The sequence below is a fragment of the Ohtaekwangia kribbensis genome, assembly GCF_042676245.1.
In the GTDB taxonomy this organism is placed as follows: Bacteria; Bacteroidota; Bacteroidia; order Cytophagales; family Cyclobacteriaceae; genus Ohtaekwangia; species Ohtaekwangia kribbensis.
The window spans coordinates 953,024-967,788 of the sequence record NZ_JBHTKA010000008.1; the positions used below are offsets into that span (position 1 = coordinate 953,024).

14 protein-coding genes are annotated in these 14,765 nt (G+C 44.7%); 11 read left to right on the forward strand and 3 right to left on the reverse strand.

Annotated features, from left to right (window positions below; all coding sequences use genetic code 11):
- Position 1 precedes the first annotated feature (1 nt).
- The 11 genes from ACFQ21_RS25100 (at position 2) to rodA (ending at position 12,343) form a co-directional block, all read left to right on the forward strand.
- Positions 2-307, forward strand: a complete 306-nt coding sequence (locus ACFQ21_RS25100; protein WP_377584002.1) for a hypothetical protein — start codon at positions 2-4, stop codon at positions 305-307.
- Positions 307-1,941, forward strand: a complete 1,635-nt coding sequence (locus tag ACFQ21_RS25105; protein WP_377584005.1) for a PepSY-associated TM helix domain-containing protein — start codon at positions 307-309, stop codon at positions 1,939-1,941. The genes ACFQ21_RS25100 and ACFQ21_RS25105 overlap by 1 nt, the downstream gene beginning before the upstream one ends.
- A gap of 100 nt (positions 1,942-2,041) precedes the next feature.
- Positions 2,042-2,596 carry a peptide deformylase gene (def, locus tag ACFQ21_RS25110; RefSeq protein ID WP_377584008.1) on the forward strand — a complete coding sequence of 185 codons (555 nt, stop codon included), beginning with the start codon at positions 2,042-2,044 and terminating at the stop codon, positions 2,594-2,596.
- A 27-nt stretch (positions 2,597-2,623) separates the two neighbouring features.
- Complete coding sequence (locus ACFQ21_RS25115; RefSeq protein ID WP_377584011.1) at positions 2,624-3,766, forward strand: methionine aminotransferase; 1,143 nt, start codon at positions 2,624-2,626, stop codon at positions 3,764-3,766.
- A gap of 81 nt (positions 3,767-3,847) precedes the next feature.
- On the forward strand, positions 3,848-4,669 hold the full coding sequence (locus ACFQ21_RS25120) for an amidohydrolase (RefSeq protein WP_377584013.1): 822 nt from the start codon (positions 3,848-3,850) through the stop codon (positions 4,667-4,669).
- Between the two features lie 188 nt (positions 4,670-4,857).
- Positions 4,858-6,384: a bifunctional phosphoribosylaminoimidazolecarboxamide formyltransferase/IMP cyclohydrolase gene (gene purH / locus ACFQ21_RS25125; RefSeq protein WP_377584016.1), complete on the forward strand. Its 1,527-nt coding sequence runs from the start codon at positions 4,858-4,860 to the stop codon at positions 6,382-6,384.
- 231 nt (positions 6,385-6,615) lie between these two features.
- Entirely contained in the window at positions 6,616-7,641 is a 1,026-nt protein-coding gene (locus ACFQ21_RS25130) for a rod shape-determining protein (protein ID WP_377584018.1), read from the forward strand.
- Positions 7,642-7,710: 69 nt separating this feature from the next.
- Complete coding sequence (gene mreC / locus ACFQ21_RS25135) at positions 7,711-8,547, forward strand: rod shape-determining protein MreC (RefSeq protein WP_377584021.1); 837 nt, start codon at positions 7,711-7,713, stop codon at positions 8,545-8,547.
- 149 nt (positions 8,548-8,696) lie between these two features.
- The gene (locus tag ACFQ21_RS25140; RefSeq protein WP_377584024.1) at positions 8,697-9,056 is read left to right on the forward strand and encodes a Rod shape-determining protein MreD; all 360 of its coding nucleotides are present in this window, start codon (positions 8,697-8,699) and stop codon (positions 9,054-9,056) included.
- A 144-nt stretch (positions 9,057-9,200) separates the two neighbouring features.
- Positions 9,201-11,024: a penicillin-binding protein 2 gene (mrdA, locus tag ACFQ21_RS25145; RefSeq protein WP_377584027.1), complete on the forward strand. Its 1,824-nt coding sequence runs from the start codon at positions 9,201-9,203 to the stop codon at positions 11,022-11,024.
- 47 nt (positions 11,025-11,071) lie between these two features.
- Positions 11,072-12,343: a rod shape-determining protein RodA gene (gene rodA, locus ACFQ21_RS25150; RefSeq protein WP_377584029.1), complete on the forward strand. Its 1,272-nt coding sequence runs from the start codon at positions 11,072-11,074 to the stop codon at positions 12,341-12,343.
- Positions 12,344-12,500: 157 nt separating this feature from the next.
- Here rodA and frr read toward each other — a convergent pair whose 3' ends face one another.
- The 3 genes from frr to ACFQ21_RS25165 all read right to left on the reverse strand — a co-directional run bounded on the left by frr (position 12,501) and on the right by ACFQ21_RS25165 (position 14,574).
- Positions 12,501-13,055, reverse strand: coding sequence for a ribosome recycling factor (gene frr / locus ACFQ21_RS25155; RefSeq protein WP_377584031.1), 555 nt, complete (start codon positions 13,053-13,055; stop codon positions 12,501-12,503).
- Positions 13,056-13,120: 65 nt separating this feature from the next.
- Entirely contained in the window at positions 13,121-13,828 is a 708-nt protein-coding gene (gene pyrH, locus ACFQ21_RS25160) for a UMP kinase (RefSeq protein WP_377584034.1), read from the reverse strand.
- A gap of 251 nt (positions 13,829-14,079) precedes the next feature.
- Positions 14,080-14,574 carry an acetyl-CoA carboxylase biotin carboxyl carrier protein subunit gene (locus ACFQ21_RS25165; RefSeq protein WP_377584037.1) on the reverse strand — a complete coding sequence of 165 codons (495 nt, stop codon included), beginning with the start codon at positions 14,572-14,574 and terminating at the stop codon, positions 14,080-14,082.
- Positions 14,575-14,765 lie beyond the last annotated feature (191 nt).

Genomic DNA, 14,765 nt, shown 5'->3' on the forward strand with positions numbered 1-14,765 from the left:
TATGCCGGCAAATCCTAAACATCTCACGGCATCGCCATGGCAACGGGCCGGTAAAATCTCAGCCGGTATATTGGGAGGCTATCTAGTTTCAGCAGCGGTACATGTCGCGTTTGCCGCGTGGTTCAATCATGTCAATGTGCTCATCACCTCTACTTTCTCCGGATTTATACTCTGGGTTGCCTTGATGGTGCTTGCCTTTTTAGCCAGAAGCGGTTGGCGCGTGTGGTTACTTTATATAGCACTTACACTGCTTTTTGGTGCTATAGCCTGGATGGGTAAAATGTACAACCCTAATTTTATGCATTGATGGAAAAGAGACCATACAATATATTTTTCGATCTCCATACCGTAAGCGGCATTGTACTGAGTGTGTTGCTGTTCGTGATCTTCTTTGCCGGATCGTTTTCGTTCTTCCGCGATGAGATTGTGAACTGGGAACGAAATGAGACAGTAGCGTCCAAAGGAGCAATTGATATTAACGTTGATGCAGCACTCGATACAATCGCGAAGAAATATACTCTTTACGGACGCGAAGTATCCATCCACAAAGGATACGATGAGCGGAGAGTGCGAATAAACGTATCCGCCTCCATCGATACTACCAACAAGGAAGCAGGCGCTTTCTTATACATGGATACAAAAACATTTCAGTCACACGACTATATATCGTCTTACACCCTTGGAGAATTTTTATACCGCCTGCACTTCTTTGCACAGATACCGTACCCGGTTGGTTATTATCTGTCGGGCTTTACAGCGTTGTTCCTGTTCTTTATTGTACTTACCGGTATATTAATTCACTGGAAGAAGATCATCTCCAACTTTTACCTCTTCCGTCCTTTTGCAAAACTCAAAACAATATGGACAGATGCTCACACAGCATTGGGAACGATCGGTTTGCCATTCCAGGTGGTATATGCTATTACCGGCGCATTCTTCATGATCAATATATTTCTGGTTATACCCGATGTACTTTTTCTGTATGATGGCGATCGCGAAAAGATATATGAAGACTTGGGCTACGCGCATCCGTCTTTCACATTCGAACATCAGAAACTGAATGCGCCCGTTACAGTCAATGCCATGGTGGCGGAAGTTGAACACAAGTGGAATAACTTTCATGTCACGGAAGTACACATCATGCACTATGGCGATAAAGCCATGCATGTTATTGTTTCCGGGGAGCTGGAGCGCGCCACCAGGTTTACCGGCACAGGCGAGGTAACGTACAGGGCATCCACCGGTGAAATTGTTCATCAGAAAGATCCATACGAGCCGACCACCTACCTGGATGGTGTAAAGAATATACTATACCGACTGCACTTTGCAGACTATGGTGGCTATGGCCTGAAGGTCGCGAGCTTTTTGTTAGGACTCCTTTCTTGCTTCGTTATCATCTCCGGCATTCTGATATGGCTGGAAGCGCGGAACAAAAAGAACGTTCCGGAAAAGAAGAAGCGATTCAATAACAAAGTGAGCAATATATACCTGGCCATCTGCCTGGCAATGTACCCGGTTACAGCATTGGCATTTATAGTAGTCCGTTTTCTTCCGGCCGATCTTGGCACATCGCGTCAACCCATTCTGTACAGTGTATATTTTGGAAGCTGGTTACTACTGTCCATTTTCCTTTCGTGGAAGCAGAGCAACTTCTATATCAACAAGTATACATTGTTGTCGGGTGCTATACTCGGCATGGTCATACCGGTGGTGAATGGTGTTTCAACCGGAAACTGGATCTGGTATACGATGACGCACCGGCACTTCGATATTTTTATAGTCGATGCCTTGTGGATAGGACTTTCGTTGATTTCTTTTTACACCGTGTACCGGTTAAAGAGCGTTAAGCCATCGCCTGGAGAGGAAGACCCGTCAGCGGAAGACACGATCGAACCTCCGGCAAAAAAGAGTCCACGGGTTGTAACGGAAACCATACTCTGAGTCATAACCTTCTTTTTCTACCCGGCTTTTTATTTTTTTCCTGTTAACCGACACCCGTTAACGAATAACTTTTTAACGGATAACGATTAACTTTGCCCCCATGATTTATCCGATAGTAATGTATGGCGACCCGGTGCTTCGCCAACGCGCAAAAGATATTGAACAGGGCACAGATCTGAAGATGTTGATCGATGACATGTTTGAAACCATGCACGGGGCCAGTGGTATAGGCCTGGCAGCTCCGCAGATTGGCAAGAGCATCCGCCTGTTTGTAGTAGATGGTACTGTGCTGGAAGATGAAGAAGGCATGGAAAATTTTAAGAAGGCTTTTGTTAACCCGGAGATACTGGAAGAAGTAGGCACTCCGTGGGAGTTTGAAGAAGGCTGCCTGAGTATACCCAACATCCGTGAAAACGTTTCGCGTAAAGAACGACTGAAGATCCGTTACTACGATGAGAACTGGAACCTGCACGAAGAAGAATACGATGGCATGAAGGCACGTATCATCCAGCACGAGTACGACCATATTGAAGGAAAACTTTTTGTAGACTATCTGCCGGCTTTGAAGAAGCGTTTGCTGAAAGGTAAACTCGCTGATATATCCAAAGGCAAAGTCGATACCGAGTATAGAATCATTGCTCCGCTTAAAAAGTAATGTTCACGCTGTAAGTCCGGTGTATATATGAACATTCCTTCGCGCTTGCCCGATGTAGGTACTTCTATATTTTCAGTCATGTCGAAGATGGCGCTGGACAACGGTGCCATTAATCTTTCACAGGGCTTCCCTGACTTTAGCATTGACGAAAAAATTATCCAGCTGGTAAGCCGGTATATGCTGGAAGGAAACAACCAGTATGCACCGATGCCCGGCACACCTGCCTTGCGCACCATCATAGCGCAGGTGGTAGAAGCAACCTATGGCCGGAAGATCGATGCGGAAACCGAAATTACCATTACAGCCGGAGCTACCGAAGGTATATTTTCGATCATCGCGGCCTTTATCAGCGCAAGCGATGAAGTAATTTTGTTCGATCCGTCTTACGATTCCTATAGTCCTGCCATACGCCTCAACGGAGGGATACCGGTTCACATCAATGTATATCCTCCTGATTTCTCTATTGATTGGGATGCTGTGCGTGCTAAAATTACTCCGCGCACCCGCATGGTCATGATCAACACTCCGCATAACCCGTGCGGCTCTGTGTTGCATGAACGTGACTTGCTGGAACTGGAAAAGATTGTACTCGAGCACAACCTGCTCGTGTTAAGCGATGAGGTATACGAACGCCTCATATTCGATGGACTCACGCACCAAAGTGTACTGCGTTACCCGGCACTGGCCTCACGGAGTCTTGCCGTGTTTTCATTCGGGAAGACATTTCATGCTACCGGGTGGAAAGCAGGTTATGTAGTAGCACCTGAATATCTCACCAAAGAAGTTCGGAAGACACACCAGTTCATTGTGTTCAGTGTAAACACACCGGTACAGCTTGCACTGGCGGAGTATATGCGCACTCCGGAACATTACCAGTCGCTCGGAAAATTTTACCAGCAGAAGCGCGATTTCTTTTTGAAGCAGATCGAAGGTTCATCGTTCGAACCGTTGCCGTGCAGTGGCTCGTACTTTCAGGTAGTGTCGTATAAAAATATTTCTAAAAAGAGTGATGTGGCGATGGCCGAAGACCTGACAAAGAATTTCAAGGTGGCTGCCATTCCGGTTTCTGTTTTCTACAATGACAAAACCGATAATCATTTGCTGCGCTTTTGTTTTGCCAAAAAAGAAGAAACGCTGGCAAAAGCAGGCGAGATACTGCGCAAGATATAGCAACATTGCAGTCCATTCGCAAAAGTTTCCTTAGACAAATTCCGGTTCATTGCGTTTCTTTGCAGGCGAAATCCACAAGCCATGCAGGACCTTAAAATTACGCTGATCCAATCCGATTTGCACTGGGAAGACATCGAAGCTAATCTGGCGATGTTCGAGGAGAAGATCTGGCAGATCCCCGGTTCCACGGACGTGATCGTGCTCCCCGAAATGTTTACAACCGGTTTTACCATGGCCGCTCCTAAAAAAGCGGAACTTATGAACATGCGCACGTTCAAGTGGATGAGACAAATGGCCGATCAGACCGGAGCGCTTATACTCGGTAGCTATATTGTAAGTGTACACGACCGTTACTACAACCGCCTGCTCTGGATGGAGCCCGGAGGAAATTTCAAGACATACGACAAGCGCCACCTTTTCAGAATGGAGAACGAGCACAAGACTTACTCTGCCGGAGAGAGTCTGCTCATTGGTACCTGGAGAGGTTGGAAGATATGCCCGCTGATCTGTTACGACCTGCGCTTCCCGGTGTGGAGCCGTAATCGTTGGGATCGGGTCAATCAAAAGTTATCGTACGATGTGGCTATCTATGTTGCCAACTGGCCGGTTACACGCATCGAGATGTGGGACACCCTGCTGAAGGCACGTGCCATTGAAAACCTGAGCTATGTAGTAGGTGTGAATCGTGTGGGGCAGGATGATCACGGTATAGAATATAACGGTCACTCTTCGATTATCAGTCCGAAAGGCGAAGTGATTTATACCAATGAAGGCGGAGAAGCCGTGCGCACTATGGAACTAAGCGCGAATGCACTGCACGCTTTCCGCGATCGCTTTCCGGCCTATATTGATGCCGATGATTTTACCATTGAGTTTGAAGAGTACGAGGAATCAGAATTCTGATCCTGATTACACTTCGCGATTAAGTATACATGATGAGGCTCTGGTAATGCAGGGCCTTTTCTTTTTAACCCGCGGCAGACCCTACGGGCATTTGATTTCGTGAAGAAAATTCGGACGGCTCCTTCTTAAATCGTGCATCAAAAACTACTTTTGCACCTCATTTTAAATTACTAAATCTATTCCTGAACATGGCTACCCAGAAAATTACCCGAGCTCTTATCTCTGTTTTTTATAAAGATAACCTGGAGCCTATAGTACATGCGCTCGGCAAACAGGGAGTAGAATTTGTATCGACCGGAGGCACGCAGGAATTTATTGAGAAGCTGGGCTATGCTGTAACACCGGTTGAAGACCTTACGGGATACCCTTCTATTTTCGGAGGCCGTGTTAAAACATTACATCCCGCTATATTCGGAGGTATACTTTATAGACGCGAAGATGCCGGTGACCTGAAGCAGGCTAAAGAGTTTAACATCGCCCCGATCGACCTGGTGATTGTAGACCTGTACCCGTTCGAAGAAACGGTTGCTAAAGGCGGATCGGAAGAAGACATTATTGAGAAGATAGATATAGGGGGCATCTCCCTCATTCGTGGAGCAGCCAAGAATTTTAACGATGTGCTTATTGTTGCTTCACGCAACCAGTATAGCGAACTGCTCGCGTTGTTACAGGCGAAGAACTGTGCTTCTGATTTAGCCGATCGCAAGAAGTTTGCCGCGATGGCGTTTGATGTTACATCGCATTACGACTCGGCTATATTTAATTACTTCAACAACGAATTCCAGCTACCAAGCTATAAAAAAAGTTACCAGCAGGGACGTGTACTTCGTTACGGGGAAAATCCTCATCAGAAAGGAACATACTATGGTGACCTTGACGGACTGTTTGAACAACTTAACGGTAAAGAACTTTCCTATAACAACCTGGTGGATGTTGATGCAGCCGTAAACCTGGTAAAAGAGTTTGAAAGTGAAACGGCTTTCGTTATCATCAAGCACACCAACGCATGTGGCGTGGCTACTGGCACTTCGGTGAAAGATGCTTACCTCAAGGCATTCCAGGCAGATACTATATCTGCGTTTGGCGGTGTTCTCGCTACCAATAAAACCATAGATATAGCGGCAGCAGAAGAGATCAACAAACTGTTCTTCGAAATACTTATTGCCCCTGCCTATACTGATGATGCTCTGGCGCTGTTACGAAGCAAGAAGAATCGTATGATCCTGCTGCAGAAGAAACAACTCACCGAGACTAAACAGAGCAAAACCATTTTGAACGGTGTCATTGAACAAGACCTCGATCTGAAGACAGACGTACAGGCCGATTTGAAAGTAGTCACCAAGGTACCACCTACTACAGCCGAGGTAAATGCTTTACTCTTTGCGAGCAAGATCTGCAAGCACACAAAATCAAACACCATTATACTCGCAGTAGACGGTCAGTTGCTGGCGAGCGGAGTAGGACAGACTTCACGGGTTGATGCGTTGAAACAGGCAATTGAAAAAGCAGGTGCTTTCGGGTTTAACCTGAAAGGAGCTGTGATGGCATCGGATGCTTTCTTCCCGTTCCCGGATTGTGTGGAGATCGCGGATCAGCACGGTATCCATGCCGTGATTCAACCAGGAGGCTCGGTAAAAGATCAGGACTCAATCGACTATTGTGACGGGCACGGTATGGCAATGGTATTTACCGGTACACGTCACTTTAAACATTGATATATAGCTCCGGGTTGGCGCAAGGTTTTAGGTATAGCCATTCGTTAGACGTGAAACCGCGAGCCCGCAACCTTGAACCATTGTCGTTCACCGACTGGAATGTTCAGGCGCTCCTAAAAAAATTACATTTTTATACTGATACTCATTAATTTGGTAAATTAAATGCAATTTTACAGGCGCTATCTTGGTTAGTTCTAAGACACAATTTTTAAACATAGGGAATACAGATACATGGCATTTTTTGATTTCTTCACCAGTGACATTGCAATAGATCTGGGAACAGCAAACACCCTTATCATTCACAAAGATAAGATCGTAGTGGATGAGCCTTCTATCATCGCTCTCGACAAAGTAAACAACAAGGTGCTTGCCATTGGTCGTGAAGCCATGCAGATGCATGAGAAAACGCACGATCACATCAAGACTATACGCCCGCTGAAGGAAGGTGTAATTGCCGACTTCCAGGCTGCCGAGATGATGCTGCGCGGTCTTATCAAAATGGTAGATACCGGTAAACGTCTCTTCCCACCATCTTACAGAATGGTGATTTGTATCCCGTCTGGTATAACCGAAGTTGAGAAACGTGCCGTGCGCGATTCGGCTGAACATGCCGGTGCCAAAGAAGTATATATGATCTATGAACCAATCTCGGCTGCGATTGGTACAGGTATAGATATCGAACAGCCTATTGGTAACATGATTGTTGATATAGGTGGTGGAACAACGGATATTGCCGTGATAGCCCTTTCGGGTATTGTGTGCGACCAGTCCATACGCGTAGCAGGTGATACTTTCAACCGTGATATCCTTGACTATATGAGACGCCAGCACAACCTGTTGATTGGTGAGCGCTCGGCCGAGAAGGTTAAAATAGAAGTGGGTTCCGCCTTAACGGAACTTGATGACGGACCAGACGATTATGAAATCCGCGGCCGAGATCTGATGACCGGTATACCCAAGACGATCAAGATATCTTATTCTGAAGTTGCCTTCGCATTGGATAAATCTGTTTCCAAACTCGAAGAAGCTGTACTCAAAGCATTGGAAACTTCTCCTCCTGAACTTTCGGCTGATATATACGAACGCGGTATATATCTGACTGGCGGTGGAGCCTTGCTGAGAGGATTGGACAAACGTCTTGCCCTTAAAACCAAACTTCCGATTCACGTTGCCGATGATCCGCTTCGTGCCGTTGTTCGCGGAACAGGTCAGGCATTAAAGAATATTGCACAGTTCCGTGCTGTGTTAATGACTTAAGCCTGGGCGGTTGCGAATGGGTGAGGTACGAATATTATCAGAGACTAAACGCACCTTAACTGGAGTTTAATGGAGCGTCTATTTTATTTCATCTATCAGTACAGGGCCTTCTTTACCTTCATCGTGCTGGAAGTATTTTGCTTTTGGCTCGTGGTAGAAAACAACGCATACCAGGGAGCCAAGTTTTTTAACTCTTCCAATACGGTAGTAGCATCCCTGAACAACTTCTCGCAAAGTATACGCGATTACTTTTTGCTGCGCGATGTAAACACAACGCTCGCAGAAGAGAACGCTGTGCTGCGCAGACGTGTGGAACAAGACAACCAGCGCCTGGAAATGGATACGCTGGCCCTGCGCGACACAACACTCACCAGGCGATTTGACTTTGTAAGTGCCAAGGTGGTAAACAACCACGTAGATCAGTTCAAAAACTTTATCACTATAAATAAAGGTAAAGATGAAGGCGTGACTGCCGGCATGGCAGTGATCAGTCCGTTAGGTGTTGTGGGTAAAGTAAAAATGGTTTCCAGTCATTATGGTGTAGTAACATCTTTATTACACATCGATATGATGGTGTCTGCCGTGTTGAAACGCACCGGTCATTTTGGCTCTGTGCAATGGGAAGGTCACGATCCCGGACTTGTTAAATTGAAATATATACCTCGTCACGTAAATCCGATGGTAGGCGATACGGTTGTTACTTCCGGTTTCAACGCCATCTTCCCGGAGGGCATCATGATCGGAACGGTTACAGATGTAAAGCTGGGTAACGAAGCACTTTCGTACGATCTGAGTGTGAAATTGTCGCAAGATTTCCGCAAGCTCTCGTATGTAACCGTTGTTAAGAGTGAGCTGAAGCACGAACTGGATTCTTTAGAGCAGGCTGTTAACGAATTGGAGAAATGAGCAGGGGGATGATTTATCAGGTCATAGCGTTTTTCATTTACCTGTTCTACCAGGTATTGATCCTGCAAAACGTAGTTTTATTTCATACTGCATTCTGTTTTCTTTATATACTATATCTGTTGTTGTTGCCGGTGGAAACCAACCCACTTATGCTAATGGGTATTGGCTTTCTGATGGGTTTTGCCGTAGACATGTTTTATGAAAGCATCGGGTTACATGCTTTTGCATGTGTGCTGATTATGTATGTGCGAAACTTCTGGCTTAACTCCATGACGCCCCAGGGCGGATATGACAGTAATTCTACACCGTCTCTTGCGTTGGGTGGGTTCCAGTGGTTTATCATCTATTCGTTGCCGCTTGTATTTTTACACCATTCAGTTTTATTTTTTATGGAAGCTGGCGGCTTCGGAATGTTCTGGTTTACGCTGTGGAAAATTATCACCAGCACTTTTTTTACAATGCTGGTAATTTTAATTGCTCAATTTTTGTTTCCGAGCAGAAGACGCTAATAGGTTTATGCTGACGTTCTCTTCCAATAGAAACTCAGAGTATAGATAGAGAGTCTCTTCAAACATTTATGCACACGTAATGTATCGAAGAAACTCGCGTCACGTGTACTTTTACTATACCTTAACTTTGCCTTATTATATACTATGAATGAAGGTCGGAAAGAAGTTTTACAGCTCGTTTTTCTACTGGTAGGCTTTATCTTCCTGGTAAAGTTATTTTTCATACAGATTGTTGAAGACAGCTACAAAGAGATGGCCGGTGTAAACGCCATCCGTAAAGAGCCTCAATACCCGATTCGCGGAATTATTAAAGACCGTAATGGTAAACTTATAGTATATAACAATCCGGAGTTTGACCTCATGGTTATTCTGCACGAGGTAAAACATTTCGATAGCACCCGCTTTTGCCAGGTATTCGAAAAAACTCCGCAGGAACTTCGCGACCTCTTTAACAATTTCAGAACCGAGATCAGAAACCGAAAGGCAAACCAGTTTCAGCCTTTCCCTTTCCTTCGCCAATTGTCCACACAGGATCTTGCCAAAGTGCAGGACCACATGGATGAATTTCCCGGCTTCTTTATACAAGACAGAACAACACGTGCGTATGCCAGTAAAGCGGTTGCGAATGCCATTGGCTATGTAAGTGAAATATCAAAAAATAAACTTGAGAAGGATAAAAGTGGATTTTACCGCCAGGGAGATTACATCGGGCAAAGCGGTATAGAAGCTTACTACGAGGAATACTTACGCGGCAAGCGTGGAGTAAAACACCTGATGCGAAACAAAGATGGTGTTATCAAGGGCTCTTATGAAGGTGGAAAATATGATACACTTTCTGTACCCGGTCAGGACCTTGTCTCAACCATCGATCTGACGCTGCAGGAATACGGAGCGTTTCTTCTAAATGGTAAAGCAGGAAGTATCATTGCTATTGAACCTTCAACCGGAGAAATACTGGCGATGGTATCAGGCCCGTCATACGATCCGAATCTGCTCACGGGTAAAAACTATAGCAAGAACTTCGCACTCATCAGCAACGATAGTCTCAAGCCTTTGTTTAACCGACCATTGATGGCGCAGTATCGCCCGGGGTCTATATTTAAAATTGCACAGGCGATGGTAGCGTTGCAGGAAGGTGTTATTACTCCGGAGACACGCATACGTTGCGATCGCTCGATCATTAACTGTCACGGCCCGCACTCCAACGAAGATCTTCGTGGAGCCATTACCAACTCATGCAACCCGTATTTCCATAACGTGCTGCGCAGAATGCTGAATAAAGGTAAAGGCGGCAATCCGTTTGATGATACACGTATAGGTCTGGCCGAATGGGACAAACACATTATGAGCTTCGGTTTTGGAAAAAGATTAGGTATAGATCTTCCGAATGAAAAGCGTGGTCTGGTGCCAAGTCCCGAATATTACGACCGTGCTTACGGAGGACGCCCCTGGAAATTCTCAAATATATACTCCATCGCGATTGGTGAAGGCGAGAACATGGTGGTGCCGTTGCAAATGGCAAACTTTGCCGCCACCGTTGCTAACAAAGGATATTACTTTACACCACACCTGATCAAATCTATTGGCAGCACAGGCATGCCGTTGCCACAGTACCTGGAAAAACATTATACAACAATCGACTCTGCAAACTTCAGAATAGCGCGCGATGCTATGGAGCGTGTGGTGGAGGCTGGTACAGCACAATACCGCGCCAAGCTGAAAGATATAGTGGTATGTGGTAAAACCGGAACAGTACAGAACGAACCGAATCCTGATCACTCGGTATTTATAGCATTCGCACCGAAAGAGAATCCTAAAATTGCAATATCAGTATACGTTGAATATTCTGGTCAGGGCGGACGAGCCGCGGCTTCGATCGCCAGTCTCATGATTGAGAAATACCTGCTGGGCGGAACGCAACGCCCCAACATCGAAGAATATGTGTTGAAGGGTAAATTCCTTCACTAAAATATATACCTGTAAAAACAACGCTCACCCTTTAACAGTTAAGCGCATTGAGGAAAGACGAAATTATATCACACAAGATTGATTGGGTAACGGTGATGATCTACGGAGCTATGGTGCTCTGGGGTTGGCTGAATATATACTCCGCTACCTACGATGAAACACAATCGATCTTCGACCTGTCATTGAACTCCGGTCGCCAGATGATGTTCATCATCACATCATCGATACTCATCCTCGCTATACTTATTATAGACATGCGTTTTTACGAAACGTTTGCTTACATAATTTATGGTGTAGTATTGTTCCTGTTGTTGTTGGTGCCCTTTATAGGGAAAGAAGTAGGCGGTAACCGTGCATGGCTGGGTTTTGGTTCGTTTGGCGTGCAGCCTTCTGAGTTTGCCAAGTTTGCTACAGCACTCGTAGTGGCTAAGTTTATAGGTACCATTGGTTTCAGAATGGATAACATTCGTAACCAGGTTATACTCTTCGCATTGATTGGTGCGCCTATAATGTTGATCCTGCTACAAAAAGACTATGGGACGGCCATGGTGTTCATGGTTTTCCTGTTGGTGTTTTACAGAGAAGGTATGTCGCCATTTTTGTTGCTGGTGGGATTGGGAGTTGCTGTCATATTTATACTTACATTGTTAGTAGAGAACAACTGGATATTGTTCGGAATGATTGGTGCTGCATGGGGCATTACCATGTATATGAACCGCAGAAAGAAAATTAAACGCCTTGCGATTATTACTGCGGGTGCATTGGTGCTGGCGTTTACAATTACCAGTGTTGAATTCATTTTCAGTAACCTGCTGGAAGAACACCATCAGAAACGCGTAATGGTATTGATCAATCCGGAGCTCGATCAGCTAGGAGCCGGGTATCACGTATACCAATCAAAAGTAGCGATTGGTAGTGGTGGTATAATTGGTAAAGGATTTTTAAAAGGCACACAGACAAAACTGAAGTTTGTACCAGAACAGTATACTGACTTTATCTTCTGTACGATAGGAGAAGAGCAGGGCTGGATCGGAAGTTTACTGATGATCGCATTGTTTATGGGCCTGTTGCTGCGTGTAGTATTTCTGGCGGAGCGACAGAAGAATCGTTTTGCCAGGGTATATGGCTATTCGGTTGCCTGTATATTCTTTTTTCACTTTGCTACCAATATAGCTATGACCATCGGGTTGTTCCCGGTAATTGGTATACCTCTGCCATTCTTTAGCTATGGTGGTTCATCGCTCTGGAGTTTTACCATTCTGTTATTCATACTGCTGAAACTGGATGCACATCGTATGCACGTACTGCAACGATTATAATAATGCATTAAAAGATATATCTCCCGCAGACTGAGCAATATTCGCGGAATCAAAAAACGTGACAGCAAAGCCCTGCGGGAGGCCAATACCAAAAACAAAAGTCCTGGAAAACTCCAGGACTTTTTTGTTATTTATAGTATAGATCGAGTTTCATATACTATACCGTCATGATCTCGCCTTCTTTCTTTTTCATCAGGCTATCAATTTTGGTAATATAGTCGTCAGTCATTTTCTGAACTTTCTCTTCGGCATTCTTCACATCATCTTCCGATACACCTTTGATTTTTTTAAGTTGTTCATTCGTGTCTTTGCGAATGTTACGGATGCTTACTTTGCCATGTTCGCATTCCTGGCCAACCTGTTTTACCAGTTGCTTCCGTCTTTCTTCAGTAAGCATCGGTATATTTATGATTACCTGCTGGCCATCGTTCTGCGGATTAAGACCAAGGTTTCCATTGATGATTGCCTTTTCAATTTCAGGTATCATACCTTTTTCCCAAGGCTTAACAAAGAGCGTGCGGGCATCGGGTGTGGTAACAGAAGCAACCTGTTGTAGCGGAGTCATTGCTCCATAATAACTTACCAGCAGACCATCCAGCATGGTGGGATTTGCTTTTCCTGCACGGATTTTGGTGAGTTCGTGACCTACGTGGTTAAGTGCTTTCGTCATAGAGTCGCGTGCATCTTCCAGGTATAATTCAAGTTCTTCCATAGAAATAAAATATAAATAAGTATGACTTCTTTTATACTGTTAGAAAAATTTCTGTGTCTTACTTTTTAGCTGATCAGTGTACCGGCCTCTTCACCGTTAACAACTTTCAGCAGGTTGCCTTTCTTGTTCATATCGAACACGATGATCGGCAACTTGTTTTCTTTACAAAGCGTAAAGGCTGTCATATCCATAATGTTCAGATTTTTTTCATACGCTTCCTGGAACGACAGTTTGTTATACCGCACAGCATCCGGAAACTTTTCAGGGTCTTTGGTATAAACACCGTCTACGCGCGTACCCTTTAATACAACACTTGCCTGTACTTCTATAGCACGCAAGCTTGCTGTAGAGTCTGTAGTAAAGTAAGGATTACCAATACCTGCACCAAAAATTACAATGCGTCCTTTTTCAAGGTGGCGTATGGCTCTGCGTCTGATGAATGGTTCACACACCTGTTCCATTTTTATACCTGCCATTAAGCGGGTAAACATACCATGTCGCTCAAGCGCACTTTGCAATGCCATAGCATTGATAACCGTAGCAAGCATGCCCATGTAATCGCCTTGTACACGATCTATTCCGAGTGCTTCTGCCTGGCCGCCTCTGAAGATGTTTCCTCCCCCGATCACGATCGCAATTTCTACACCCTGATCTTTAATGGTTCTGATCTCTTCACAATACTGCTCCAGCACATTCGGGTCTATGTTTGTGCTCTTGGACGAGCCTTGTAATGCTTCTCCACTGAGTTTGAGGAGGATACGTTTGTACTTCATTCGTAAGTTGGATTGGTTATGCAGCGAAATTGGCGCAATATATTCAAAGCACAGGGCTTTGTAAAATTCCCGGAGCAGTACACAGCTTTATTTTGCGCATAATACATCTTGCACCGTGCACGGACTTACGCTTCATTCAACATTTGTAAACGAACTTTCGACACAATCAACCTTGTGTTGAGGTTAATAACACCGTTGGCCTATGCGCAGAAAAGATTTTAAAAACGAAAGAAGGATTTGAAGACAGAAATTTAAAACTCGATCAGCACCTGATTTTTTTCAACACTGTCGCCCTTCTTGATCTTCACCAGCTTTACTACGCCTTCGCCTGGCGACTTGATGATGTTCTCCATCTTCATGGCTTCGAGAATAAGAAGCGGATCGTTTTGCTTCACGGTATCTCCGGCTTTTACTTTCAGATCGATGATGAGACCCGGCATCGGAGCTTTCAATGAATTGATCTTGCCGGACGAAGTATTATTCATACCCATCTTTTCGAGCAGCAGATCAAACCGGTCTTTCAGCGCAACAGTATAGATCTTTCCGTTGATCTTAAGGGTAAATGTTTTAGTGGCGTGATCGGCCTTGACAAGTTCAGCGCGGTAACTTTTTTGTTCGAGCAGAATGTGAAAATAACCATCGTCAACTTTTACAAGATCCCATGCCACAGGTTTGCCATTAACAACAAAACCATCTTCCGAAGAAGTGATGTCGAACGATTTTTTATTTACGATGGCCTTATACATACACGCAGAAAAAATTAATACATCCTGTAAATGTGCAAAATTATCCCGACACTCAAACAACGCCAACACGCTTCTGTTTCTGCATTTTGTCAGTCCCTGAAATAGGTTGACCACAAAAGGTTAACTTATGACAAAGCGAATTACATTAGCGAACAGACGTCTTTTTAGCGAAGAATTTAAACAGACAGTCG